The organism is Actinomycetospora atypica (assembly GCF_042653685.1).
Lineage (GTDB): Bacteria > Actinomycetota > Actinomycetes > Mycobacteriales > Pseudonocardiaceae > Actinomycetospora > Actinomycetospora atypica.
The window spans coordinates 79,739-104,215 of sequence record NZ_JBHSIV010000008.1 but is presented as its reverse complement, the minus strand read 5'-3'; the positions used below and the strand labels follow the sequence as shown (position 1 = coordinate 104,215).

Genomic DNA, 24,477 nt, shown 5'->3' with positions numbered 1-24,477 from the left:
CGCCCGTCACTGTCGAAAAGAGACGTCATGAGCACCACCCCCCGCGTCGTCGTCATCGGGGCCGGGATCGTCGGCGCCAACCTCGCCGACGAGCTCACCGAACGCGGCTGGACCGACGTCACCGTCCTCGACCAGGGGCCGCTGCCCCTGACCGGCGGGTCGACCTCGCACGCCCCCGGGCTGGTCTTCCAGACCAACGCCTCCCGGACGATGAGCGCATTCGCCTCCTACACCGTGGACAAGTTCCTCGGCCTGGGCGACGTCCTCGGCGGCGGCGACGGCTCCTGGTGCTTCAACCAGGTCGGCGGGCTCGAGGTCGCGACCACCCCGGCCCGCCTCGCCGACCTGCACCGCAAGCAGGGCTGGGCCACCTCGCGGGGCATCCCCGCCGAGGTCGTCGACGTCGACGAGTGCCTGCGCCTGCACCCGCTCCTCGACCCCGCCCACGTGCTCGGCGGGCTCCACACCCCCACCGACGGACTGGCCAAGGCCGCGCGGGCGGTCAGCGCCCTGATGCGCCGCGCCGAGTCGCGCGGCGCCGTCTTCCGCGGCTCGACCCGCGTCACCGGCATCGCCCAGCAGGGTGGCCGGGTCACCGGGGTGCAGACCGACCAGGGCGAGGTCCCCGCCGACGTCGTCGTCTCCTGCGCGGGGTTCTGGGGCCGGGCCATCGGCGACATGGTGGGGATGCGGGTCCCGCTGCTGCCCCTGGCCCACCAGTACGTGTTCACCGGGCAGGTGCCCCAGCTCGTCGGCCGCAACGACGAGCACGTCGAGGCGCGGCTGCCGATCCTGCGCCACCAGGACCAGGACCTCTACTACCGCGAGCACAACGACCGCATCGGCATCGGCTCCTACGCCCACCGGCCGATGCCCGTCTCGCTCGACGAGCTGCCCGACGTCGACGACCGCGAGATGAGCGCCGCCCGGCAGCCCTCGATGCTGCCGTTCACCGAGGAGGACTTCGCGCCCTCCTGGGAGCAGAGCCAGGTGCTGCTGCCCTCGCTGCGCGACACCAAGGTCGACACCGGGTTCAACGGCATCTTCTCCTTCACCCCCGACGGCGGGCCGCTCATCGGCGAGTCGCCCGACGTCGCCGGGTTCTGGATCGCCGAGGCCGTGTGGGTCACCCACTCCGCCGGCGTCGCCCGCAGCGTGGCCCAGCTGCTCACCGAGGGCCGCAGCGAGATCGACCTGCACGGCTGCTCGGTCGCGCGCTTCGACGAGTTCCAGACCGCGGACTCCTACGTCTCGGAGACCTCGCAGCAGAACTTCGTCGAGATCTACGACATCGTGCACCCGCTGCAGCCGCGCCTGTCCCCGCGCGGCGTGCGCACCAGCCCGTTCCACGGGCGGCAGGAGGAGCTCGGCGCGGTCTTCCTCGAGGCCCACGGCTGGGAGCGCCCGCACTGGTTCGAGGCCAACGCCCCCCTGGTCGCCGAGCTGCCCCCCGAGTGGCAGCCGCCGGCCCGCGACCCCTGGGCCGGGATGTTCCACTCCCCCGTCGCCGCCGTCGAGGCCTGGAAGACCCGCACCGCGGTCGCGATGTACGACATGACCCCGCTGACCCGCATCGAGGTCAGCGGGCCCGGGTCGGTCGAGATGCTCGACCGGCTGACCACCGGGAAGATGGACAAGTCGGTCGGGTCGGTGACCTACACCCTGGCCCTCGACGACGCCGGCGGCGTCCGCAGCGACCTCACCGTGGCGCGGCTGGGCCCCGAGCTCTTCCAGGTCGGCGCCAACGGCCGGCTCGACGTCGACCACCTGGAGCGGGCGGCCCGGGAGTACCCCGGGGTGTCCGTCCGCGACGTCACCGGCGGCACGTGCTGCATCGGGGTCTGGGGCCCGCTGGCCCGCGACCTCGTCCAGCCCCTGACCCCGGCCGACCTCTCCCACGAGGGGCTCAAGTACTTCCGGTCCACCCACGCCGAGATCGCGGGCATCCCGGTCACCGCGATGCGGCTGTCCTACGTCGGCGAGCTCGGCTGGGAGATCTACACCAGCGCCGAGCACGGCCGGCGGCTCTGGGACGTGCTGTGGGCGGCCGGGCAGCCGCTCGGCGTCGTCGCCGCCGGGCGCGCCGCGTTCAACAGCCTGCGCCTGGAGAAGGGCTACCGCAGCTGGGGCACCGACATGACCAGCGAGCACACCCCCGCCGAGGCCGGCCTCGGCTTCGCCGTCCGCCCGCAGACCAAGGGCGACTTCGTGGGCCGCGAGGCCCTCGAGCGGGCCGGCACGCCCCGGCGCTCGCTGACCTGCCTCACCGTCGACGACGGCCGCAGCGTCGTGCTCGGCCAGGAGCCCGTCCTCGTCGACGGGCGGCCCGCGGGCTACGTCACCTCCGCCGCGTTCGGCCACACGATCGGCCGCCCGATCGCCTACGCGTGGCTGCCCGCGGGCCTCGAGCCCGGCACCGCCGTGGAGATCGAGTACTTCGGGGCGCCCGTGCGCGCCACCGTCGCGAGCGAGCCGCTGGTCGACCCCGGGATGACCCGCATCCGACGGTGAGCCGGCCTCCCCACGAAAGGCGTCGCGTGCGCAGCGAGACCATCGAGCGGTTCCTGGAGGACCTCGCCACCGGGGCGGCGACGCCGTCCGGCGGCCCCGGGGCGGCGCTGAGCGCCGCCCGGGGGGCGGCCCTGGTGGCGATGGTCGCGCGCCGCAGCGACCGGGCCGGCGACACCGACGTAGTCGCCCGGGCCCGGGACACCTGCGACGGGCTGCGCGAGCTCGCCCTGGAGCTGGCCGAGGCCGACGAGCGGGCGTCGGACGACGTCGCCCGCGCCCGGGCCCTGCCGATGACCACCGAGGCCGAGCAGGACGCCCGGTCCGAGGCCGTCGCGGGAGCGCTCACCGGGGCCGGCCACGTCGCGACCGCGGTGATCGACGTGGCCGACCGGACCCTCGCGGAGGCCGAGGCGCTCCGCACGGTCGGGGACAGCGCCGTGCTCGGGGGCCTCGCGGCCGCCGCCGAGGCTCTGCGCGCCGCCGCGGGCACGGCCCGGGTGGAGGTCGAGCTGACCCTCGCCGGGATCACCGAGCCCGCGGTGCGCGAGGAGCTGCTCGACGCCCTCGACCCCGTCGACGACCTCGTCCTGCGCGCCGCGAAGGTCACCGCCGCCGTGCGGGAGCAGATCGTGCGATGAGCCCCGTGCCGGCCGGGCCCGGGTCAGATGACCGCGCGGACGGCCTTCTCGAACCCGACGACGTGCTGGCGGGCCTTGCGGGCCGCGCCGTCGCCGTCGCCCTCGGCGATGGTGCGCAGCAGGCCGGCGTGCTCCTCGACGTGGGACACGAAGTCGTGCATCCGGTCGAGGAACAGGCAGAAGATGCGGGTGGCGAGGTTGTCGTAGCGCACCAGGGTGTCCTCGAGGTGCGGGTTGGCCGCCGCGCGGTAGACCGACCGGTGCACGCGCAGGTCCCAGCGCATGAGCTCGTCGCGGGTCAGCGCGGGCACGTCGAGCGCCTCCGTGGCGTCGGCCAGCTCGTTCAGCTCGGCCCGGACGGCCGGGCCGGCGCCCTCCGCGGCGCGCCGGGCGGCCAGGGGCTCGAGCTGGACCCGGATCTCGGAGATGTAGGCGAGGTCGGTGATGTCGACCGCCGTGGCGAAGGTGCCGCGCCGGGAGTAGGACACGACCAGCCGGTCGACCTCGAGGCGCTTGAGCGCCTCGCGGACCGGGGTCCGGCCGACCTGCAGCGACTCCACCAGGGCGACCTCGTCGATCGGCGCCATGGGCGGGATGTCCAACATGATCAGCTTGTCCTGGATGGCCGTGTAGGCGCGCTCGGAGAGCGACAGGGGGCCCCGGGAGGTCTGCTCCTGCGGAAGAACGGTCACGGGACGGAGCGTACCTGCTACTCGCGCAGTCTTCTGCATCGTGGTCACGACTGATATATTAACTGCCTCGCACGCTGCCGCGTCGAGTCCGGACCCGGAGCGCTCGGGGGTTCCATGACCATCTCGGTGTTCGACCTGTTCAAGATCGGGATCGGGCCGTCCAGCTCCCACACCGTGGGACCCATGCGTGCGGCCTTCCTGTTCTCCGCCCGCCTGCGCGACTCCGGGGTCCTGCACCGCGTCGACTCCGTGCGCTGCGAGCTCTTCGGCTCGCTCGGCGCCACCGGCCACGGGCACGGCAGCGTGCCGGCCGTGGTGCTGGGCCTCGGCGGGGAGCAGCCGCACCTGGTCGACCCCACCACCACGGGGCCCGTCGTCGCCGAGGTCCGGGCCACCGGCGCGCTCCTGCTCGCCGGCAAGCACACCGTGCGGTTCTCCCCGGACGACGACGTCGTCCTGCACCGCACGCAGAGCCTCCCCTTCCACAGCAACGGCATGGTGTTCACCGCCCGCGACGCCGCGGGGGACGTCGTCGAGCGCCGGGAGTACTACTCGGTCGGCGGCGGGTTCGTGCTCGACGAGGACGAGACCGGCCGGCCGGTGCTGCGCGAGGAGGACGTGCCGGTCCCGCACCCGTTCGCCACCGGGGACGAGCTGGTGCGCATCGCCCGCGCGGCCGGTCCCCGCATCAGCGACGTCGTCCTGGCCAACGAGGCCACCTGGCGCCCCGAGCAGGAGACCCGGGCCCGCCTGCTGCACCTCTGGGCGGTCATGCGGGAGTGCGTCGAGCGCGGGGCGGACACCACCGGCGTGCTCCCGGGCGGCCTGCGGGTGCGCCGCCGCGCCGCCGCCATGCGCACGCGCCTCGCCGAGGACACCGCCGCCCGCGGCGCCACCGACGCCATGGACCACGTCGCCCTCTGGGCGCTGGCGGTCAACGAGGAGAACGCCGCCGGCGGCCGGGTGGTCACCGCGCCCACCAACGGCGCCGCCGGCATCGTCCCCGCGGTCCTGCACTACGCCGCGCTCGTGGTGCCCGGCTTCTCCGACGACGACGTCGTCCGCTTCCTGCTCACCGCGGGTGCGGTCGGAATGCTGTTCAAGCAGAACGCCTCGATCTCCGGCGCCGAGGTCGGGTGCCAGGGCGAGGTCGGCTCGGCGTGCTCCATGGCCGCCGCCGGGCTCGCCGAGCTCCTCGGCGGCACCCCCGAGCAGGTCGAGAACGCCGCCGAGATCGGCATCGAGCACAACCTGGGCCTGACCTGCGACCCGGTCGGCGGCCTCGTCCAGATCCCGTGCATCGAGCGCAACGCCGTCGGCGCGGTCAAGGCCATCACCGCCGCGCGCATCGCCGTCCGCGGCGACGGCACCCACCACGTCTCGCTGGACAAGGCGATCAAGACCATGCGCGAGACCGGGGCCGACATGTCGGTCAAGTACAAGGAGACCGCCCGCGGCGGCCTCGCCCTGAACATCGTCGAATGCTGAACCCCCGAACGCCGCACCGTCGGCCGCTGAGGAGCACCCCGTGACCGGATCGTCGACCCTGACCCTGAGCTGCCCGAACCGCTCGGGCATCGTCCACGCGGTCAGCCGCCATCTCGCCGCCCGCGGCTGCGACATCGTCGAGCACCAGCAGTTCGACGACGCGGCCCGCCACCGGCTGTTCATGCGCACCGAGATCGCGGCGCCGGACGGCGTCGACCCCGGGGACATCGCCGAGGGGTTCGACGAGGTCGCCGCCGCCTTCGACATGGACTACGAGTTCCACCCCGTGCGCGACGTGCGGGTGCTCGTCATGGTCTCGACGCTGGGCCACTGCCTCAACGACCTGATCTTCCGCTGGCGCTCGGGCGGCCTCGGCGCCGAGCTCGTGGGCGTGGTGTCCAACCACGAGACCCTGCGTCCCATGGCCGAGGCCGCCGGCCTGCCCTTCTTCCACCTCCCGGTGACCCCCACGACGAAGGACGAGGCCGAGGCCGCGCTCATGGGCGTCATCGACGAGGTCGACGCCGAGCTCGTCGTCCTGGCCCGCTACATGCAGATCCTCTCCGACCGGACCTGCAGCGCGCTGCGCGGGCGCGCGATCAACATCCACCACTCGTTCCTGCCCGGCTTCAAGGGCGCTAAGCCCTACCACCAGGCCTACGACCGCGGGGTCAAGTTCGTCGGCGCGACCGCGCACTACGTCACCGCGGACCTCGACGAGGGGCCGATCATCGAGCAGGAGGTGATCCGGATCGACCACACCCACGCGCCGCACGCCCTGCAGATGATCGGGCGCGACGCCGAGGCGCTCGCCCTGTCGCGCGCCGTGCGCTGGCACTGCCAGCACCGGGTCCTGCTCCACGGGCACAGCACGGTCGTCTTCCGCTGACCGGACCCCCGGGCCCCGTCAGGGCCCGGGGTAGCCCATCTTGGCCGAGAGCTCGGCCGCGCCCTCCTTGAGCTCGCCGACGATCGCCCGCGCCCGCCGGCGCGGGAGCCGGTAGGCGGGGCCGGTGGCGCTCAGGGCCGAGCCCACGGTGCCGTCGGCGGAGAACACCGGGACGGCCACGGCGTGCATGCCCACCTCCAGCTCCTCGAAGGAGCGGGCGTAGCCCTCGTCGAGCACGCGGGCCAGCTCGACGCGCAGCTCCGGCACCCCGGTGATCGTGTCCTCGGTGAACCGCTCGAGCCGGCGGCGCAGCAGGCGCCGGCGCTCGTCGGGGTCCATCCAGGCCAGCAGGACCTTGCCCGCCGAGCTGGCGTGCAGCGGTGTCCGCCGCCCCACCCAGTTCTCGGAGATGATCGAGGCCGTGCCGTACTCCTGCGCCACGGTGATGCCGACCTCGCCGTCGCTGACCGCGAGGTTGACGGTCTCCCCCAGGCTCTCGGCGAGGCGCTGGCAGACGGGCTGACCGAGCCGGGCGACGTCGAGGCGGCCGGTGGCCGCGGCCGCGAGGCGGACCAACCCGAAGCTCAGGGCGTACTTGCCGCGCTCACCGCGCTGCTCGAGCAGCTGCCGACGCTGCAGCGCCGTGACCAGCCGCGACGCCGTCGACTTGTGGACCCCGAGCTCGTCGGCGATCTCGGTGATCCCCACGTCCCCCCGCTGCGCGACGAGCTCGAGGATGGTGATCGCGCGGTCGACCGACTGGACCGAGCCGACCTTGCCGGCGCCGGTCGGGTTCTCGCTGGGGACGGACATGCTCGGAGGTTCACCTGACGGTCGGGCACGGCCCGGTCCGCGACTGCTGTGGACGTGGGACGTGCTGGGAGGCGGGGACGACGGCGGGGTCGACGCCGGTCGCCACCGTAGAGGCGGGAGCCGGTGGGCTCAGGCGCCGGGCGAGGAGGACGCGTCGGCGTCCATGGCGCCGGCCAGGTCGCGCAGCAGGAACGGCAGCCGGCCGGCGCAGCGGGGGCAGACGCAGGTGCTGCCGTGCACGGCCAGCTCGTCGGCGACGCGGAAGGCCTCGTCGTACCGCGCGGACTCGTCGGTCCGGGGCGTCGCGGGGTCGTCTGCGGCGGCGGTCACGGGGTGCTCCTCGGGCGTGCTCTCGACGGGGGCCGGGACGACGGGCGCCGCGGTGGGCGCCGTGTGCGTCGGGTGCTGCTCGACGCGCTCGCGCACCCAGTCGTGGAACTCGCCGATGTGGTGCTCGCTGGGCACCAGCACGCCGCCGCGGGCGTAGGACCGCGAGCCCATCGAGAGCTGGCAGCGCTCGCAGGCGTCGAAGTCCTGCTGGTTGACCCGGTGGAACAGCTCGACCGAGCGGTCGATGTCGGCGCCGGAGTCGACGACGCCGGGGAGGTAGAGCCAGTCGCAGCGCACGACGGTGCGGTCGGGCCCCAGGGGGAACATGCGGTGGAAGACCACGTGGTCGGGCACGAGGTTGATGAACACCTGCGGGCGGACGGTGATCGCGTAGTAGCGGCGGTCCTGGTCCTCGGCGATCCCGGGGAGGCGCTCGAGCCCCTCGGACCCGTCGACGGTGAACCCGCGGACCTCGTCGCCGAACTCCGCCCCGTGCCCGACGAAGTACTGCGCGGCGAAGCCGTTGGCGAACTCCGGGAGCACCTCGGTCAGCTCGGGGTGGATCGTCGCGCAGTGGTAGCACTCCATGAAGTTCTCGACGATCTGCTTCCAGTTCGCCGCCACGTCGTACTCGATCCGCCGGCCCAGCTTCAGGTCGGCGACCTGGTAGCCGACGATCGCGTCGGGCGAGCCCAGGCGCGCGGCGACGTCGGCGACCACCGTGTCGTCGAACGAGGGCGGCTCCTCGGCCAGGCAGAGCCACACGTAGCCCAGCCACTCGCGGACCGCGACCCGGTTCAGGCCGTACTCGACGCGGTCGACGTCGGGCATGTCCCCGAGGTTGGGCGCGGTGATGAGCTTGCCGTCGAGGCCGTAGGTCCAGGCGTGGTAGGGGCACTGGAAGGACCGGCGGACCGAGCCCTTCTCCTCGGTGCACAGGCGCGCGCCCCGGTGCCGGCAGACGTTGAGGTAGGCGTTCACCGCGCCGTCGCGCCCCCGGGAGACGATCACGCTCTCGCGCCCCACCTGGACGGTCTCGAAGGCGCCGGCCGTCGGGATGTCGGTGGCGAGCACCGCGCAGAACCAGCCGGTCTCGAAGATCCGCTCCTGCTCGGCCGCGAAGATCGCCGGGTCGGTGTAGTACCGCCCCGGGAGCGTCTCCCGCAGGCTCGCCGGGCGCTGCGTCCCGGAGATCGGGGGGACGGACTCGCCTGTGGTCATGATCCGGGCTCCTCGGGATGGCGCGTCGTCGGTCGGGCCGACGGGTCGGGCGCCGGGCTCGCGGAACGGTTCGCGTCCCGCTACTGCTGAGTATGTTGCGAATGAAGCAACTGTGCTCTCATTACGCAACGAAGACGCTCCCCGACCGGCCCGACCCCTGTCAAGAGCTGGGCGGGCGTCGCGGCGGTGAGATCCGTCGGGCTGCGCCCGGCGGGCTCCCGCGTGCGCCCCTTGACAAGCCGACCGCCGTCTTTCACGGTTCGTGTTGCGCATGAAGCAGCCCCTGTGCGCCTGTCGCAACGTCGCGCGTCGTCGCCCACCCGCCCGCGCGGCCCCCGCAGCGAGACGAGGAGCGAGCCCATGGCTCGACCTGCCGGATCCGTCCGACTCCGCGGGGGCCCTCCCCCGCCGCCCCGGGAGGCCGCTCCTCCCGCCACCGACGTGCGTGTCGAGGAGACCCCGTGAAGACCATCGTGATCGTGGGCGGGTCGCTGGCCGGCGTCCGCTCCGCCCAGGCCCTGCGCACGGCGGGCTTCGGGGGCCGCCTGGTGCTGCTCGGCGAGGAGGACCACCGCCCCTACGACCGGCCCCCGCTGTCGAAGGCGTTCCTCGAGGGCCGCCAGGACGAGGCCGACCTCGCGCTGCTCGACGACGACGACCTCGCCGACCTCGACCTGGACCTCCGTCCGGGCACCCGCGCGGAGTCGCTCGACGCCGCGGGCGGCCAGGTCGTGCTCGCCGGCGGCGCCGCGGTCCCGGCCGACGGGGTCGTCGTCGCCACCGGCGGCACCGCCCGCCGCCTGCCCGGGACCGGGGGGATCGAGGGCGTGCACACCCTGCGCACGCTCGACGACGCCCGCGCCCTGCGCGAGGACCTGGGCCGGAACCCGCGGGTGGTGATCATCGGCGCGGGGTTCATCGGCGCCGAGGTCGCGTCCACCTGCCGGGCGCTGGGCCTGGAGGTCACCGTGCTCGACGGTCTCGAGCTCCCCCTCGCCCCCGCGCTCGGGGCGACGATCGCCCGCACCTGCGTCGACCTGCACGCCGAGCACGGCACGACGCTGCACGCGGGCACGGCCGTGGCCGGGCTCGCCACCTCCTCGACCGCCACCGGCCGTCGGGTCACCGGGGTGGAGCTCGGGGACGGGCGCACCCTGCCCGCGGACGTCGTCCTGGTGGGCGTGGGGATCGTCCCGAACACCGCGTGGCTGGAGGGCTCCGGCCTGAAGGTCGACAACGGCGTCGTCACCGACGCCGGGATGGTCACCGACGTCCCCACCGTGGTGGCCGTCGGCGACGTGGCCCGCTGGACCCGCGGCGCGGTGTCCCACCGCCACGAGCACTGGACCAGCGCCGGGGAGCAGGCCGCCGTGGCGGCGGGCAACCTGCTCGCGGGCACGACGACGACCACCGTCGCACCGACCGGCTACGTCTGGTCCGAGCAGTACGGGCGGATGCTCCAGCTCGCGGGCCACCCCTCGCGCGACGACGACGTCGAGGTCGTCCACGGCGCCGTGGCCGACCGCCGGTTCGTCGCCCGGTACACCGACGCGGCCGGCACGACCACCGGGCTGTTCGCGATGGCCGAGCCGAAGATGTTCGCCCGGCTGCGCCGCAGCGAGCTCCCCCGGCCCGGCCGGAGCGCCTGAGCCGACCCCCGGCCCGCCCCCCGGCCCGGCCCGCTCAGGGCCGGGGGTGCTCCAGGTAGACCCCGTCGGGCGAGCGCTCCGGCGGGGGCAGCTCGGCGCTCGAGGCGAGCGGGGCGGCCCCGGCCAGGGGCCGGCCCGCGCTCTCCTCCAGGAACCACACGCTGACCACCCCGACGACACCGGCCGCGACCAGCGCGTACCCGGCCCAGTCGAGGTTCCCCGTGGCCGTGGTGGCCGCGGCGATCGCGGTCGGCGCGGTGCCCGCGAACACCGACACCGCGACGTTGAAGGTCAGGGCCAGCCCGCCGTAGCGCACCAGCGTGGGGAACACCGCGGGCAGCGTCGAGGGCGCGACCGCCGCGAAGCAGACCAGCGCGGCGCCCATGAGCATCAGCCCGCCGAGCTGCCCGACGATGCCCTGGCGCAGCAGCCACACCGAGGGCAGCCCGAACACGATGAGGGCGATGCTCCCGGTCATGAGGACCGGGCGCCGCCCGACGCGGTCGGACAGGCGACCCAGGCTGGTGATCACGGCGAGCATCGAGAGCATCACGACCACCTGCAGGAGCGTCGAGACCGCGGTCCCCGTGCCGGCCTCCCCGTACTCGACGAGGGTGCTGGTCAGATAGGTCGGGACGTAGCTCGTCATCACGTAGTTCGCCACGTTCCAGGCCACGACGAGCCCGCCGGCGACCACCACGCCGCGGCGGTAGCGGACCAGGACGATGCGCAGGGCGCGCCGCAGCGGCATCGTCGACAGGGCCGGCGACCGCTCCATGAGCTGGCGGAACGCCGGGGTGTCCTCGAGGCGCAGCCGCAGGTAGATGCCGGTGATCCCCAGCGGCAGGGCGAGCATGAAGGGCAGGCGCCAGCCCCAGGCGAGCAGGGCGTCGTCGGGAAGGACGGCGATGACCAGGGCGCTGGCCCCCGCCCCCAGCGTGTAGCCGGTCAGGGTGCCGAACTCCAGCCAGCTGCCGAAGAAGCCGCGGCGCCGGTCGGGGGCGTACTCGGCGATGAGGGTCAGGGCGCCGGTGTACTCGCCGCCGGCGGAGAACCCCTGGAGCATCCGGATCGCCAGCACCAGGATCGGGGCGGCGATCCCGATGGCGCCGTGGCTCGGCACCAGCCCCAGCATCAGCGTCGCGGCCGCCATCAGCACGACCGTCACGGACAGGACCTTCGTCCGCCCGATCCGGTCCCCCAGCGGCCCGAAGACGAACCCGCCGAGCGGGCGCATGACGAAGGCTGCGGCGAAGGCCCCCAGCGTGTAGACGGCCGCCCACGGGCCGGCGTCGGGGAAGAAGACCCGGCTGAGCACGGCCCCGGCGAGGTAGGAGTAGAGCCCGAAGTCGTACCACTCGGCGACGTTCCCGATCGCCGCGGCGGCGGCCGCGCGCCGCAGCGTGTGCTCGCCCTCGATCGCGGGCGGCGCCCCGCGCCGACGCCACGGCTGCGCCCGGTCCGTCATGCCCTCACCCCCGAGCCCGCGGCCGAACGGCGGGGTCGCGACCCGAGCAGTGTGGCACCCGGGTCACGGCCCCTCGGTGGGCTGCTCTGACATATCAGTGGCATACCAATAGCGGGAAGCGGTGGCAAGAGTCGGGCGCGTTAACACGGCGTGCACCGCTTGACGAGGAACTCGTGGACAGTCACGCTGTCGTTGCGGATAGCAAGACAGGGCGCGTAGTACGCAACAGGAGTCAGCATGATCTACGTCGGCGAGTTGGCGGACATCCCGGACGGGGAGTCGGCGCGGGTCGAGGGCACGGTGGCGATCGCGGTGTTCAACGTCGAGGGCGAGCTCTACGCCATCGACGACACCTGCACGCACCAGGACGCGTCGCTGTCGGACGGCTGGATCGAGGGCTGCGCGGTCGAGTGCCCGCTGCACGCGGCGTGCTTCGACCTGCGCACCGGTCAGCCCAGCGGCCCGCCGGCGAAGAAGCCGGTCATGACCCACACCGTCACCGTCGAGGACGGGTCGGTCTACGTGCAGGAGTCGGTGCGCGTCGGCGGCCGGGTGCTCGCCCCGGCGGAGTGAGCCCGGGACGTCAGTCGTCGACGAGGTGCTCGATGTCGGCGTTGGGGCCGACGGCGAGGATGACGTCCCCACGCTCCACGACGGTCTCGTTCGTCGCGTAGGTGAACGGACCGTCGCCCTTCTTCACCGCGACGACCGTGACGCCGTGCTTGCTGCGGATCGTCGACTCCGCGAGGGGGACGCCGAGGATCTCCTTCGGCGGGCGGAGCTTGGCCAGGGCGAAGTCGCGGTCGACCTGGAGGTAGTCGAGCACGTTGCCCGAGACGAGGTGGGCCACCCGCTGGCCCATGTCCTTCTCGGGGAACACCACGTGGTGGGCGCCGAGGCGCTCGAGGATCTTCCCGTGGTGGGTGCTGGTGGCCTTGGCCCAGATGTCGGGGACGCCGAGGTCGACGAGCAGCGAGGTCACCAGGATGCTGTCCTCGAGGTGGTCGCCGATGGCGACGACGGCCCGGTGGAACTCGCCCACGCCGAGCTGCTGGAGCGCCTCGATGTCGGTGCAGTCGGCCGTGACCGCCTGGGTCAGCCGGGCCGACAGGCCCTGGACCCGCTTGTCGGAGTTGTCGATCGCCAGCACCTCGGTGCCCTGCTCCTCGAGCGCGACGGCCAGGGCGGACCCGAAGCGTCCGAGGCCGATCACCACCACGGGCTCATGGCCGGTGTCACCCAATGATCGTCCTCTCCTCGGGGCGTCGATAGTGACGGGGCCGGCCGCGCAGCGCCAGCGCGGAAGCCAGCGCCAGCGGTCCGAGCCGGCCCACGAACATCAGCAGGATCAGCAGCATCTGCCCCGCGGGCGGCAGGTTCGCGGTGATGCCGGTGGAGAGCCCGACCGTGCCGAGGGCGGAGAGGACCTCGAAGATCACGCGGTCGAGGTCCTCGTCGGAGAGACCGAGCAGCGCGAAGGTCGACGCCATCGCGAGCCCCACGCCCAGCAGGGCCACGGCGAGGGCCTGGCGCTGGTTCGACACCGGGATGCGGCGCCGGCCGACGTCCACGTCGGGCTCGCCGCGCATCTCGGCCCACAGCACCACGGCCAGCAGGCCGAACGTGGTCACCTTGATGCCCCCGGCGGTGCTGGCGCTCCCGCCGCCGATGAACATCAGCACGTCGGTCGCCAGCCACGTCTCCGGCGTCATGCGGCCCACGTCGACGACGTTGAAGCCGCCGCTGCGCGGCATGACGGCCGAGAAGAAGCCCGTCAGGAGCTTCCCGCCGACACCCATCGGCCCCAGCGTCGCCGGGTTGCCGTACTCGAGGGCGGTCAGCAGCGCGGTGCCGATGACCAGCAGCCCCAGCGAGGTGATCACGGTGATCCGGGTGGTCGTCGACCAGGACCGGGGCCGCCACGACTTCACCAGCTCGAAGATGACGGGGAAGCCCAGGCCGCCCACCACGACGGCCAGCGCGACCGGCACGAGCATCCACGGGTCCCCGACGAAGCCCGCCATCCCCTCGGTGCGCAGCACGAACCCGGCGTTGTTGAACGCCGAGACCGAGAGGAACACGCCCTCCCACAGCGCCTCCCCCACCGGGGCGCCGTAGCCGAGGGCGAGCCGCCCCGCCAGCAGCGCCGCCGTCACCGCCTCCCCCACCACGCTGAACAGCACGACGTTGCGCAGCACCCGGCGGACGTCGCTCGCGTCCAGGTTGCCCGACTGCGCCTGCGCCACCAGCCGGGCCCGCAGCCCCAGCCGGCGCGAGACCAGCACCACCAGCAGGGACGCCACGGTCATGATGCCCAGGCCGCCCACCTGCATGAGCCCGAGGATCACGACGTGACCGAAGGTCGACCAGTGGGTCGCGGTGTCCACGACGACGAGGCCCGTGACGCACAGGGCGGAGGTCGCGGTGAAGACGCTGTCCAGCGCACTCGCGCCGGGCTGCACGTTCGCCGTGGCCATCGGCAGCAGCAGGAGCCCCGACCCCACCGCGATGCCCGCCGCGAACGCCAGGGCGATGATCTGACCGGGGCTGCCCGGACGGGGCGCCTGGCCCCGGGCCCGACGGCGTGTCTTCATCGGCACCTCATACCCGATCCGGACAGAAGAGACGAGGTGATCGTGATGCCGACGGTCGCCGGCGTCGTCGGGACCGCCGTCATCGCCGCCGCCCGGTTCCTGACGACCGCGTCGGCGCGGCTCCCGCGCCTCCACGACTCTCGTCGGGAACTCACGGCCACCGAGCGGACGACGCTCGACGCCGTGTTCCGGGGCGGGCTCGACCTCGACGCGATCACGGTCGTCTCCGGCCGCGCCGGCGTACTCGACCTCAGCCGACGACCCGTCACCCTCGGCACCACGATCTACCTCAGGGGCGCCACGTCGCCCGGGGTGCTGGTCCACGAGGCCGTCCACGTCTGGCAGTACCGCGACCGCGGGGCGCGCTACGTCGTCGACGCCCTCGTCGCGCAGGCCTCCGCGGCGCCCTACGACTGGCGGGCCGCCGGAGCGACGCGGTGGCGCGACCTGGACGTCGAGTGCCAGGCCCAGTTCGTGCAGGACCTCCACGACGGGAGGGTCTCCCCCGCCCATCGGGCCCTGGCCGACGACGCCCTCGCGACCCTGGCCCTGCCACCTCCCCGCCCGTGACAGGCGACCGCCCGCGGTCCGGCGGCTAGCGTCCGGGGCCGTGACCACCGCGTTCGGCGCGCACTTCGACGTCGCCCCCGGCTACCTGAACACACCCTCGATCGGCGTCCCGCCCCGCCACGTCGTCGACGCCGTCCGCGGCTGGGTCGACGACTGGGCGAGCGGCACCGTGGCCGTCCCCGCCATGGACGACCCGGTCGACCGGACCCGCGAGGCCTTCGCCGCCCTGACCGGCTGCCCGGCGGGCGCCGTGGCGATCGGCTCGACGGTCTCGGGCCTGCTCGCCCCGGTGGCCGCGTCCTTCCCGCCCGGCACCCGGGTGCTCGTCGCGGAGGGCGAGTTCACCAGCGTGAGCTTCCCGTTCGCCGCCTGTGGCCATGTCGTCACCGAGGTCCCGCTCGCGACGATCGCCGAGCGCGCCGGTGAGCACGAGGTCGTCGCGGTGTCCGTGGCCCAGTCCGCCGACGGGGCGCTGGTCGACCTCGAGGGCCTGCGGGCGAGCGACGCCGTCGTCGTCCTCGACGCCACCCAGTCGCTCGGCTGGCTGCCGGCCGACCTGTCCTTCGCCGACGTGGTGGTGGCCGGCGGCTACAAGTGGCTGCTCTCCCCGCGCGGGTGCGCCTGGGCCGCGTTCTCCGACCGCGTGCTCGAGCGGATCACGCCGAGCGCCGCGGGCTGGTACGCGGGCGGGGACCGCTGGAGCGCGATCTACGGGCTCCCGCTGCGCCTCGCCCCGACGGCCCGCCGCCTCGACGTCTCCCCCGCGTGGGCCTCGTTCGTCGGCGCGGCGGTCGCCCTGCCGTGGCTGGCCGGCCTCGACCGCGCCGCCGTCCGCGACCACACGGTGGGGCTGGCCGACCGGGTCCGCCGGGAGCTCGACCTGCCGCCGTCGGGGTCCCCGATCGTCTCGATCCCCGGCGACCCGCAAAAGCTGCTCGACGCCGGGGTGCGGTGTGCCGCCCGGGCCGGGGCGACCCGGGTCGGCTTCCACCTCTACAACACCGACGCGGACGCCGATCTCGTGCTGGGCGCGGTCTAGCCCAGCGCCCACCCCACCGGGTCGGCCAGGCGCAGCGCCGACTCCGGGCCCCACGAGCCGGGCTCGTAGGACTCCACCGGCGTCGTCCCGTCGAGGGCGGCGCCGGCCGCGTGCCAGACCTCCTCGAGGCCGTCGGGCCGGGTGAACAGCGAGCGGTCGCCGATGAGGATGTCGTGGATCAGCCGGACGTACGGCGGAAGCGGGTCGCCGCCGGCGTCGTGGAGGTTGATCTGGGTCCACTGCGTCTCGAGGGCCGACTGGCTGCCCGGGACCTCGATGTTCATCGACAGCGCGAGCGCCCCGTCGCCGGAGAGGTCGAAGCAGAGCACGTTGCCGCGGGCCGGGATCTCCGCGCCGGTGCCCGAGGTACCGCTCGCGTGGTACGGGCCGTCGTCGGGGTCGCGCATGACGAGGGTGACCTTCTGGTGGCTCTCGGCCATCATCTTGCCGGTCCGCATGAGGAACGGGACGTCACGCCAGCGCTCGGTGTCGACGAACATCCGGGCGGCCACGAAGGTCTCGGTGTCGGAGTCGTCGGGCACGTCGTCGATGTCGCGGTAGCCGGCGAACTGGCCGCGGACCACGTCGTCGGCCTCGAGGGGCCGGAACGCCTTCACCGCGTCGGCGCGCGCCTGCGCGACGTCGTCGGACCCGAGGCTCTTCGGCGGCTCCATCGCCACCTCGGCCGCCACCTGGAACAGGTGGGTGACGAGCATGTCGAGCACGGCGCCGGTCTCGTCGTAGAACTCGGCGCGGTCGGCGACGTCGAGGGTCTCGGGGACGTCGATCTGCACGGACGCGACGTGGTGGCGGTCCCAGCTCGAGCCGAACAGCCCGTTGGCGAAGCGGAGCGCGCGGAGCTGCTGGGTCGCCTCCTTGCCGAGGAAGTGGTCGATCCGGTAGATCGCCGACTCGTCGTAGACGTCGTGCACGACCTCGTCGAGCGAGTGGAAGCTCTCCAGCGACGTGCCGAACGGCTTCTCGAAGACGATGCGGGAGCGCTCGTCGAGCCCGTGGGCGCCGAGGGCGTTCGTCGTCGGCTCGAAGGCGGTGGGCGGGACGCCGAGGTAGTGCACGCGCTGGACCGACGAGGGGTCGCCGTCGCCCAGCTCCTCCTCGGCCCGCGCCACCGCGTCGACCAGCTCGCCCGGGTCGTCGACGGAGAAGCCGTTGCTCGCGAAGCGCAGCCGCTGCGAGAACTCCTCCCACGGCCCGTCCTCGGGCTTGGGGCCGAACTCGTCGAGCTTCGAGCGCACGTGGTCGCGGAAGTCGTCGTCGGAGAGCTCGCGGCGACCGCTGCCGATCAGCTGCCACGCGGCGGGCAGGAGGTCCTCCTGCGCGAGGCGGTAGAACGCGGGCAGGACCAGCCGGGCCGCGAGGTCGCCACTGGCGCCGAAGAGGACGAAGACGGTGGGGGGCGTGGCTCCGGAATCGGTCACGAACCCTGACTTCCCCCGCCGCGCGACTGCTGACACCTGGCGGGTGCGGCGGCCAGGTCACGCAGCACCGTCATCGCCTCGTCGCGGCGCTCCCACGGCACGAACAGGTGGTCGTGGTGGAACCCGCTCACCGGGTTCACGCTCAGGCCCGCCCCGGCCAGCGCCCCCGTCACGGCGGCGAGGAACCCCACCGCGTCCAGCGACGAGTGCACCTCGAGGGTGATCCACGCGCACGGGTACTCCGCGGGCGCGCCCTCCGGGACCTCGGCCTCGGGCACGACGACGGTCCGCCCCTCGTCCTCCGCGACGGTCACGACCGCGCCCGCCGGCACCGGGGCCTCGTCGGGAAGGCGGCAGAAGAGGTACCGCCCGGGCCGCAGCCGCGGCGACATCCGGGCGATCAGGTCGTCGACGCTCACGTGGGCGGGTGCGGGCGCGGCCCGGTGACGTCGCACGAGTGCGGATGCTCCGTCTCCGGGCGCGCGGGGGTGCGGACCAGCCCGAGGGTGAGCGCGGCCGCCCCCAGCAGCAGGCAGGCCGCGATGACGACGGCGCGGTGGTAGCCCGCGGAGAAGGAGACCGGGTCGGTGTAGTCGGCGCCCGAGATCCCGGAGACCGCCGGGATGACCGCGACGGAGAGCAGCCCGGCCGCGCGGGCCACCGCGTTGTTCACCCCGGAGGCGACCCCGGCGTGGCGGTCGTCCGCGGCGTCGAGCACGGTCGCGGTCAGCGGGGCGACCGTCGCCGAGAGGCCGAGCGCGAACAGGAGGACCGCGGGCAGCACCTCGGTCCAGTACGACGCGTCGGGCCCGATGCGGGTCAGCAGGAGCATGCCGCCCGCGGCCACCACGAGTCCGACCGTCATCGGGATCCGCGGTCCGATCCGCGCCGCCAGGCGTCCCGCGCGGGCCGAGAGCAGCAGCATGACCAGGGTGATCGGCAGCGTCGACACCCCGGCGCCCAGCGGCGAGAAGCCCGCCACCACCTGCAGCTGGAGCACCAGGAGCACGAACAGCACCCCGAGCGCGGCGTACATCAGCAGCGTCACGATGTTCAGCGCGGTGAAGCGGGGGTTGGCGAACAGGTCCGGCGGCACCAGCGGGGAGCGCGAGCGCCGTTCGACGAGCGCGAAGGCGACGAGCGCCGCCAGCCCGACCGCACCGGTCGTCAGGACCGCGGTCGACGCCCCCGCGGACCCGGCCTCGGTGAGCGACCACGTCAGTGCCCCGAGCCCGAGCAGGGCGAGGACGGTCCCGGGGACGTCGAGGTGCTGCACGGCGCGGTCGTCGCGCGACTCGGGCACGTGCCGGACCGCGGCCACCAGGACCACCGCGGCCAGCGGCAGGTTGATCAGGAACACCGCCCGCCAGTTCCACTCCACCAGCCAGCCGCCGATGAACGGACCGACCGCCCCCGCGACGCCCGCGAGCCCCGACCACGCCCCGATCGCCGCCGCCCGGTCGGTGCCGTGGAACGACGCGGAGATCAGGGCCAGCGAGCCCGGGGTGAGCAGGGCGCCTCCGATCCCCTGCAGCGCCCGGGACGCGACGAGCACCTCGATCGACGGGGCGAACCCGCACAGCGCCGACGCCACGGCGAACCACACGACGCCGATCAGGAAGATCCGGCGCCGCCCGAACCGGTCGCCCAGCGAGCCGCCGAGCAGGATGAACCCGGCGAGGGTCAGCGTGTAGGCGTTCACCGTCCACTGCAGGCCGGCGAAGGACGCCCCGAAGTCCGACCCGATCCGCTCCAGCGCGACGTTGACCACCGTCGAGTCGAGCAGCGCGAGCCCCGACCCCAGCACCGTGGTGATCAGCACCCACCGACCGGCCGGGGTGCCCATCCGCAGCGCCGCGGCTCCGCCGTCACCCGTCGCCGCGCTCGCCGTCACGGGGCCCACGCTACGGTCACCGGCATCGTGATCGAACCCCTGGGAGACCTCACCTCCGCCCAGACCCAGGTGGCGCTCGTCGTCCTCGCCGGCCTGGCCGCGCTGCTGGTGGTCGGCCTCGACACCACCTGGCGGATCGCGCGCAGCGTCGTGACGATCGCCCACGAGGGCGGGCACGCGCTCGTCGCGATCGCGTCGGGGCGTCAGCTCACCCGGATCCTGCTGCACTCGGACACGTCCGGGGTCACGGTGTCGAAGGGCCGACCCACCGGTCCGGGCATGGTGGCCACCGCCTTCGCCGGCTACGCCACCCCGCCGCTGCTCGGGCTGGGGGCCGCGGCGCTCGTCGCGGGGGACGCGGTCCCGACGATGCTCGGCCTCGCGATCATGGTGCTGCTCGGCACGCTCGTGCTGATCCGCAACGTCTTCGGGGTGGCCTCGGTGGTGCTGACCGGGGCGGTGGTCACGGTGGTCATCGCCTACGGCTCCCCGACCACGCAGTACTTCTTCGCCTGCTTCGTCACCTGGTTCCTCATCGTCGGCGGCCTGCGGACGGTGGTCGAGGTGCAGCGCAAGCGGGCCCGGCGGTCGTCGCCGACCTCCGACGCCGACCAGATCCAGGCGCTCACGGGCGTCCCGGCGGGCATCGTCGTCGCGATCTTCGGGCTGATCGGGGTGATCTCGCTGATCCTCGCGGGGAACCTGCTGCTCTCCTGGCCGCCGCTCACCTGACCAGCACGCAGTCGGCGCAGGTCCCTCCGCCCGGGACGCCGTAGAACAGGCAGCAGGTGCGGCGCTCGAACCGGATGCCCGTGGGGTGCTCCGGGGCCGGGACGAACTCCCCCAGACCGGCCAGCGGAGGGTTCCCGACGACGGCCGTGGCGAAGTCGCCGGCCCCGGGCCCGGCGTGCGGGCGTTCGGTGAGCAGCACCCGCAGCGCGCCCCCGACCGACGAGGCGACGTTGCCCCAGAGCACCTGGTCGGACACCGAGGCGAGGGCCCCGATGCTCTCCAGGATGGGCCGCAGGCTGCGGTCGATCTCCTGCGCGGCGGTGGCCGCATCGGTGGTCGCCAGCGGCTCGGGCTCGGGCAGCCACAGCGGGGCCGGTCCTCCCGACCAGGGGCGCCAGTGCAGCCGGTCGTGCAGGCGGGGGACGACGCCGTGCAGGGCGGCCGCCCCGAGGACCAGCGCCGTCATCCGGGCCGACACCGACAGGGCGAGCAGCGAGCCCGCGATCCGGCGCTGGATGCCGCCGAGCTGCTCGGCGATCGCGTCGATGCGCGTGTCGAGGACGTCGCCGGGGAGCTCGGCCAGGGGACGCCACGACGGGTCGACCCCCTGCGCCGGCCCGGTGGCGAGGGCGAAGAACCCGCCGAGGGAGTCGACGTCGGCGAGCGCGTCGGCCGTGCTGCTGCTCGGGCGGGACATGGGGTCATGATCCCCGACGACCGGCCGCCCCGGTGTGATCCGTTCGGACCAGGAACTCCGGCGTCGGATGCCCAGGGGTCCACCCGGGTGTACGTCATTCGTTAGGTTCGACGCATGCTCGAGTCCGGTCTGCGCTTCGCCTTCGCGTTCCTGCCGGCGGGCGTGGCCGTCCTCATCGGCCTCGTCATCGCCGTGCAGCGTCGCCGTGTGCTGCCCGAGGTGTCCACGCCGGCGATCTGGGGCCTCGGCCTCCAGCTGCTCGCGATCCTCGTCAGCGCCTCGGTCAACCTGGTCCCGGCCCTGTTCCTGGGCTCGGGGGTCGACACGGCGCTGACCGTGTCGGTGGTCATCGGCATCCTCACGGTGCTCCTGACCGTCATCTCGTGGGTCCTCATCCTCACGGCCCTCTTCCGGCGGCTGCCGGCGCGCAGCGAGGCCCCCACCACGGCGACCCCGGCCCAGCCGTCACCCGCCGTCCCGCGCCGCGTCGGCCCCACTCCGCCCGCCGACGACGCCCCGACCGGCCGGCACGCCCTGCTCGACGAGCGCGGCCAGCAGGTCGTCGCCCAGGAGGGCGTGCGGCTCTACCCGCAGGCCGCCGCGATCGCCGCGGGCCGTGGTGGCGAGGGGTCGGGCCCGTTCCCGGCCGACGGCTCGCGCGTCGAGGAGATGCCGACCGAGGCCGTCCCGGTGGTCGGGCGCGCCTCGACCGGCCCGGACGTCCAGGTGGCCGAGCGCGCCGGCGACGAGGCGGCTGCCGAGGACCGCGGCGCCGAGGAGCGTGCCGTCGACGGGCCCGGTGCCGACGAGCCCGGCGCCGACGAGTCCGGGGTCGAGGCCGATCCGGGGCCCGCCGGGGTCGACGAGGCCGCCGTGGGCGGTACCCCCACCGGGCCGGCTCGCGAGCCGGCCGCCTCCTCCCCCGCAGCGCCCGCCGCCGCCTCCCCCGCAGCGTCGGCCGTTCCGGCCACGGCCGCGCCCGCTGCTGCTGCTCCGGTCGCGTCCCGTCCTGCGGCGGACGCCCCGACGACGCCGGACGAGGGTCCGGCCGGGGTCGACGAGGCCGCGATCGGCGGCACCCCGGTGGAGCCGACCGCCGCCGCGACGGACGACGACGCCTCCACCGAGACGCTCAGCGGGCTCGCGACCGCCGCCTCGGTCCCCGGGCTCGACCCGGCCGCCGACGATCCCGCTCTCGACGACCCGGCCCTCGAGGAGCCTGGCGGCGAGGCCGTCCACCCCGCCGAGGCCACTGGCGAGGCCACCGCGGCCGAGGACGCGCCGCCGGCCGACCCCAGCCCGGTCAGCGTGGACGAGGGCGCCGTCGGCGGGGTCCCCACCGGCGCGTCGGGCCCCGACACGCCCCCGCGGGTCACCGCCCCCGGGAGCCACCCGGCCCCGGCGAGCCACCCCGGGCCCGGCTCCGCGCTGCGGCCCGCCACCCCGGTCCCGGCCTCGGACTCCACGGCCCCGGGCACCACCGCCCCGGACACCACCGCCGACGACGTGGCGCCGACCCCTGGTACCACCGCCTCCACCGCGTTCACCACCCCCGCGGGCGCGCCGACCGACGCGCCGCGGACCTCGTCCCCTGCCGGCTCCGACCTCTTCGCCCCGGCCCGGAGCACCACCACGTCCGACGACCCGTCGGCCGCCTCGGTACCGGGCTGGTTCGAGCCGGTCACCGACGGGCGCGCGGACGCCGAGGAGCCGGCCGTCGAGAGCCGCAACGGTCACGCCACGGAGCGCTGACCTCCGCGGTCGAGGACGCGGCCCACGCCCCTGACCGACCCGACGGCGGTGAGCAGCGTCGCCGGCCCGTCGAGGCCGGAGCACGCCCACACCACGTCGTCCTCGTCGCCGCCCGGGGACTCCTCGGCCGCGGCGTCCGGCCCGACCACCAGCACCGACCCGCTCGACCGCGCTCCCCCGGTCCCGCCGATCCCCGAGAGCGCCGGGTCGGCGCCGTCGAGCATCGTCGTCGTGGCGAGCAGGGTCCGGCCGGCGTAGGTGGCGCGCAGCGTCGACTCGCACCGCCCGCCCCGCTGGCCCGACCGGCCGAGCACCAGCTGCTCGACGACCCGCGCCCTCGCCCCCTCCGCGGCCTCGACCTGCATCGTCGGCGACCACACGGCCCCGTCGCATGCCACGGTCGGTTCGGGTCGCCAGTCGAGTGCGGCGCCCTCCGCGAGGCGCGCCACGACCTCGAAGCTCGCCCCTTCGTCGGGAACCCGCCCCGGCTGGACCACCGTCGCCGCGGCACTGGCGACCGCGAGCCGCTCCCCCGGTCCGAGGTCGAGCTCGAGCCGCAGGTGGTCGCCGCCGAGCGGGCCACCGCCGACGGCCACCACGTGCAGCTGTCGGGGACCGGTCCGGCGCAGTACGACCGGCGGCGCCGACGCCCAGGTCAGCCGCCCGTCGCGCAGGGACACCCGCGCCGTCGAGGTCACCGACCAGACGGGGAGCGCCGTCACGCGTCGACCCGGACCTGGGCCCGCACCCAGTCCACCACCTCCGGGATCGGTGCGGTGCGCACGCTGACCAGCGCGGTCGGGCGCCCCTCGCGCACCCGGGCGGCGTCGGCGGCCATCCGCCCGGTGTCGGCGCCGACCAGCGGGCCGAGGTCGACCTTGTTGATCACCAGCAGGTCCGCACCCGCCACCCCGGGGCCGCCCTTGCGGGGGACGTCGTCGCCGCCGGCGGTGTCGATGACGAAGATCTGTCGGTCGATCAGGCCGTAGCTGAACGTCGCGGTGAGGTTGTCGCCGCCCGACTCGACGAGCACCAGGTCGGGGTCGAAGCGCTCGACGAGGTCCTCGACGGCATCCAGGTTCGCCGTGACGTCGTCGCGGATCGCGGTGTGCGGGCAGCACCCCGTGCGCACCGCGACGATCCGTTCGGCGTCGAGCACGGCCTCCCGCCGCAGGAAGTCGGCGTCCTCGGTCGTGTAGATGTCGTTGGTGACGACCGCGACCGACATCTCGTCGCGCAGCACCCGGCACAGGGCCGCGACGAGGGCGGTCTTGCCGCAGCCGACGGGTCCGCCGATCCCGATGCGCACGGCCCGGCCCGGCTTCTCGGGGTGGTCGTGCGCGCCGCCGCCGAGGTCGAGTTCGTCGAGTCTATGAAGCAAAGAGGGCCCCCTCGGATCGGGCGTGCAGGACGGCGAGCACCTCCGGCAACGGCGTCGTCGCGGTGGGCAGCAGGTGGGGGTCGTGCGCGGTCGCCGCGTCGGTCCCGGCCGCGCAGGCCTTCCCGACGACGAGGGCGTGGCCGGCGAGGGTCCGCGCATGTACCGCGGCGAGGGCGAGCGGGTCGAGTCCGAGGAGCCGCACGGCGGCGGAGCAGACCTGCCCGACGAGGTGGTGGACGGCCAGCGCCGCGGCGTCGGTCGGGTCGCCCCCGGCCGCCCGGGTGGCGACCCCGAGGACGAGCGCCTGGTGCGGGCGGGCGCCGAGCCCGTCGAGCGCGGCGTCCGGCCAGGCGACGCGGACCGTCCGGAGCATGGCCCGGCCCTGCTGGCGGGAGACCTCGCGGAGTGCGGCCACCGGGGTCCGGGCCGACACGGCGTCGTCCCACGGCGCCCAGTCGACCGGGTCGTCCCCCTGGGCGAGCAGCGCGCACGCCGCCGCGGCCGCCGCCGCGGTGACCAGACCCGTCGTCGGGACCCGGGCGGCGAGAAACCCCTCGACATCTGCCGGCGCGCGGACCTGACCACGGCGGACCGCCGCCTCGATGCCGCCCGAGTGGGCGTGCCCGCCGGTCGGCAGCCGCGAGTCGGCGAGGAGCCAGAGCGCGGGAGCGGGCACCGGG

Annotated in this window: 22 protein-coding genes and 1 pseudogene; 10 read left to right on the top strand and 13 right to left on the bottom strand. The window is 74.6% G+C overall.

The features are described from left to right. The first annotated feature begins 27 nt into the window (after positions 1 to 27). Entirely contained in the window at positions 28 to 2,511 is a 2,484-nt protein-coding gene (locus ACFPBZ_RS09955) for a GcvT family protein (RefSeq protein ID WP_378035881.1), read from the top strand. 26 nt (positions 2,512 to 2,537) lie between these two features. Then, positions 2,538 to 3,149: a cyclodeaminase/cyclohydrolase family protein gene (locus ACFPBZ_RS09950; protein WP_378035880.1), complete on the top strand. Its 612-nt coding sequence runs from the start codon at positions 2,538 to 2,540 to the stop codon at positions 3,147 to 3,149. A 23-nt stretch (positions 3,150 to 3,172) separates the two neighbouring features. Here ACFPBZ_RS09950 and ACFPBZ_RS09945 read toward each other — a convergent pair whose 3' ends face one another. Next, the gene (locus ACFPBZ_RS09945; protein WP_378035879.1) at positions 3,173 to 3,841 is read right to left on the bottom strand and encodes a GntR family transcriptional regulator; all 669 of its coding nucleotides are present in this window, start codon (positions 3,839 to 3,841) and stop codon (positions 3,173 to 3,175) included. Between the two features lie 114 nt (positions 3,842 to 3,955). Between ACFPBZ_RS09945 and ACFPBZ_RS09940 the strand changes: the two genes are divergently transcribed. Together ACFPBZ_RS09940 and purU are read left to right on the top strand one after the other, a co-directional pair. After that, positions 3,956 to 5,329, top strand: a complete 1,374-nt coding sequence (locus ACFPBZ_RS09940) for an L-serine ammonia-lyase (RefSeq protein WP_378035878.1) — start codon at positions 3,956 to 3,958, stop codon at positions 5,327 to 5,329. A 40-nt stretch (positions 5,330 to 5,369) separates the two neighbouring features. Continuing rightward, entirely contained in the window at positions 5,370 to 6,218 is an 849-nt protein-coding gene (purU, locus tag ACFPBZ_RS09935; RefSeq protein WP_378035877.1) for a formyltetrahydrofolate deformylase, read from the top strand. Between the two features lie 18 nt (positions 6,219 to 6,236). Here purU and ACFPBZ_RS09930 read toward each other — a convergent pair whose 3' ends face one another. Continuing rightward, entirely contained in the window at positions 6,237 to 7,031 is a 795-nt protein-coding gene (locus tag ACFPBZ_RS09930; protein ID WP_378035876.1) for an IclR family transcriptional regulator, read from the bottom strand. 411 nt (positions 7,032 to 7,442) lie between these two features. Next, positions 7,443 to 8,582, bottom strand: a pseudogene (locus ACFPBZ_RS09925) (aromatic ring-hydroxylating oxygenase subunit alpha); the annotation flags it as partial. Between the two features lie 461 nt (positions 8,583 to 9,043). Between ACFPBZ_RS09925 and ACFPBZ_RS09920 the strand changes: the two are divergent. After that, a complete protein-coding gene (locus ACFPBZ_RS09920) occupies positions 9,044 to 10,231 on the top strand; it encodes an NAD(P)/FAD-dependent oxidoreductase (protein WP_378035875.1) in 1,188 nt (395 codons plus the stop codon). A 34-nt stretch (positions 10,232 to 10,265) separates the two neighbouring features. Here ACFPBZ_RS09920 and ACFPBZ_RS09915 read toward each other — a convergent pair whose 3' ends face one another. Beyond that, on the bottom strand, positions 10,266 to 11,699 hold the full coding sequence (locus ACFPBZ_RS09915; RefSeq protein WP_378035874.1) for an MFS transporter: 1,434 nt from the start codon (positions 11,697 to 11,699) through the stop codon (positions 10,266 to 10,268). Between the two features lie 237 nt (positions 11,700 to 11,936). Between ACFPBZ_RS09915 and ACFPBZ_RS09910 the strand changes: the two genes are divergently transcribed. Then, complete coding sequence (locus ACFPBZ_RS09910) at positions 11,937 to 12,272, top strand: bifunctional 3-phenylpropionate/cinnamic acid dioxygenase ferredoxin subunit (protein ID WP_378035873.1); 336 nt, start codon at positions 11,937 to 11,939, stop codon at positions 12,270 to 12,272. Between the two features lie 10 nt (positions 12,273 to 12,282). Here ACFPBZ_RS09910 and ACFPBZ_RS09905 read toward each other — a convergent pair whose 3' ends face one another. Continuing rightward, the gene (locus ACFPBZ_RS09905; protein WP_378035872.1) at positions 12,283 to 12,942 is read right to left on the bottom strand and encodes a potassium channel family protein; all 660 of its coding nucleotides are present in this window, start codon (positions 12,940 to 12,942) and stop codon (positions 12,283 to 12,285) included. Then, positions 12,935 to 14,293, bottom strand: a complete 1,359-nt coding sequence (locus ACFPBZ_RS09900) for a TrkH family potassium uptake protein (RefSeq protein ID WP_378035871.1) — start codon at positions 14,291 to 14,293, stop codon at positions 12,935 to 12,937. Before ACFPBZ_RS09900 ends, ACFPBZ_RS09905 begins: the two co-directional genes overlap by 8 nt. A gap of 45 nt (positions 14,294 to 14,338) precedes the next feature. Here ACFPBZ_RS09900 and ACFPBZ_RS09895 point away from each other — a divergent pair, with 45 nt between their 5' ends. Together ACFPBZ_RS09895 and ACFPBZ_RS09890 are read left to right on the top strand one after the other, a co-directional pair. Continuing rightward, on the top strand, positions 14,339 to 14,863 hold the full coding sequence (locus ACFPBZ_RS09895) for a hypothetical protein (protein WP_378035870.1): 525 nt from the start codon (positions 14,339 to 14,341) through the stop codon (positions 14,861 to 14,863). 40 nt (positions 14,864 to 14,903) lie between these two features. Further along, the gene (locus ACFPBZ_RS09890) at positions 14,904 to 15,902 is read left to right on the top strand and encodes an aminotransferase class V-fold PLP-dependent enzyme (protein WP_378035869.1); all 999 of its coding nucleotides are present in this window, start codon (positions 14,904 to 14,906) and stop codon (positions 15,900 to 15,902) included. Here the strand turns inward: ACFPBZ_RS09890 and ACFPBZ_RS09885 are convergent. The 3 genes from ACFPBZ_RS09885 to ACFPBZ_RS09875 are packed head-to-tail and all read right to left on the bottom strand — an operon-like array spanning position 15,899 to position 19,187. Then, positions 15,899 to 17,341 (bottom strand): glucose-6-phosphate dehydrogenase, encoded by a 1,443-nt coding sequence (locus ACFPBZ_RS09885; RefSeq protein WP_378035868.1) that lies wholly within the window; start codon positions 17,339 to 17,341, stop codon positions 15,899 to 15,901. The two genes, ACFPBZ_RS09890 and ACFPBZ_RS09885, sit on opposite strands and share 4 nt — an antisense overlap. Then, positions 17,338 to 17,760, bottom strand: a complete 423-nt coding sequence (locus ACFPBZ_RS09880) for an ACT domain-containing protein (protein WP_378035867.1) — start codon at positions 17,758 to 17,760, stop codon at positions 17,338 to 17,340. Before ACFPBZ_RS09880 ends, ACFPBZ_RS09885 begins: the two co-directional genes overlap by 4 nt. Continuing rightward, on the bottom strand, positions 17,757 to 19,187 hold the full coding sequence (locus ACFPBZ_RS09875; protein ID WP_378035992.1) for an MFS transporter: 1,431 nt from the start codon (positions 19,185 to 19,187) through the stop codon (positions 17,757 to 17,759). The genes ACFPBZ_RS09880 and ACFPBZ_RS09875 overlap by 4 nt, the downstream gene beginning before the upstream one ends. A 75-nt stretch (positions 19,188 to 19,262) precedes the next feature. Here ACFPBZ_RS09875 and ACFPBZ_RS09870 point away from each other — a divergent pair, with 75 nt between their 5' ends. After that, the gene (locus tag ACFPBZ_RS09870) at positions 19,263 to 19,967 is read left to right on the top strand and encodes a M50 family metallopeptidase (protein ID WP_378035866.1); all 705 of its coding nucleotides are present in this window, start codon (positions 19,263 to 19,265) and stop codon (positions 19,965 to 19,967) included. Here ACFPBZ_RS09870 and ACFPBZ_RS09865 read toward each other — a convergent pair. Further along, complete coding sequence (locus ACFPBZ_RS09865; protein WP_378035865.1) at positions 19,960 to 20,664, bottom strand: (2Fe-2S)-binding protein; 705 nt, start codon at positions 20,662 to 20,664, stop codon at positions 19,960 to 19,962. The two genes, ACFPBZ_RS09870 and ACFPBZ_RS09865, sit on opposite strands and share 8 nt — an antisense overlap. A gap of 114 nt (positions 20,665 to 20,778) precedes the next feature. On the opposite strand from ACFPBZ_RS09865, the gene ACFPBZ_RS09860 reads away from it, so the two are divergent. Then, a complete protein-coding gene (locus ACFPBZ_RS09860; RefSeq protein WP_378035864.1) occupies positions 20,779 to 22,416 on the top strand; it encodes a hypothetical protein in 1,638 nt (545 codons plus the stop codon). Here ACFPBZ_RS09860 and ACFPBZ_RS09855 read toward each other — a convergent pair. Genes ACFPBZ_RS09855 through ACFPBZ_RS09845 form a run of 3 tightly spaced genes read right to left on the bottom strand, consistent with a single transcriptional unit; the run spans position 22,398 to position 24,473 of the window. Continuing rightward, positions 22,398 to 23,138, bottom strand: a complete 741-nt coding sequence (locus ACFPBZ_RS09855) for an urease accessory protein UreD (RefSeq protein WP_378035863.1) — start codon at positions 23,136 to 23,138, stop codon at positions 22,398 to 22,400. The genes ACFPBZ_RS09860 and ACFPBZ_RS09855 overlap by 19 nt on opposite strands. Continuing rightward, positions 23,135 to 23,797, bottom strand: a complete 663-nt coding sequence (gene ureG / locus ACFPBZ_RS09850) for an urease accessory protein UreG (RefSeq protein WP_378035862.1) — start codon at positions 23,795 to 23,797, stop codon at positions 23,135 to 23,137. The genes ACFPBZ_RS09855 and ureG overlap by 4 nt, the downstream gene beginning before the upstream one ends. Further along, positions 23,787 to 24,473 carry an urease accessory protein UreF gene (locus ACFPBZ_RS09845; protein WP_378035861.1) on the bottom strand — a complete coding sequence of 229 codons (687 nt, stop codon included), beginning with the start codon at positions 24,471 to 24,473 and terminating at the stop codon, positions 23,787 to 23,789. The genes ureG and ACFPBZ_RS09845 overlap by 11 nt, the downstream gene beginning before the upstream one ends. Positions 24,474 to 24,477: the final 4 nt, after the last annotated feature.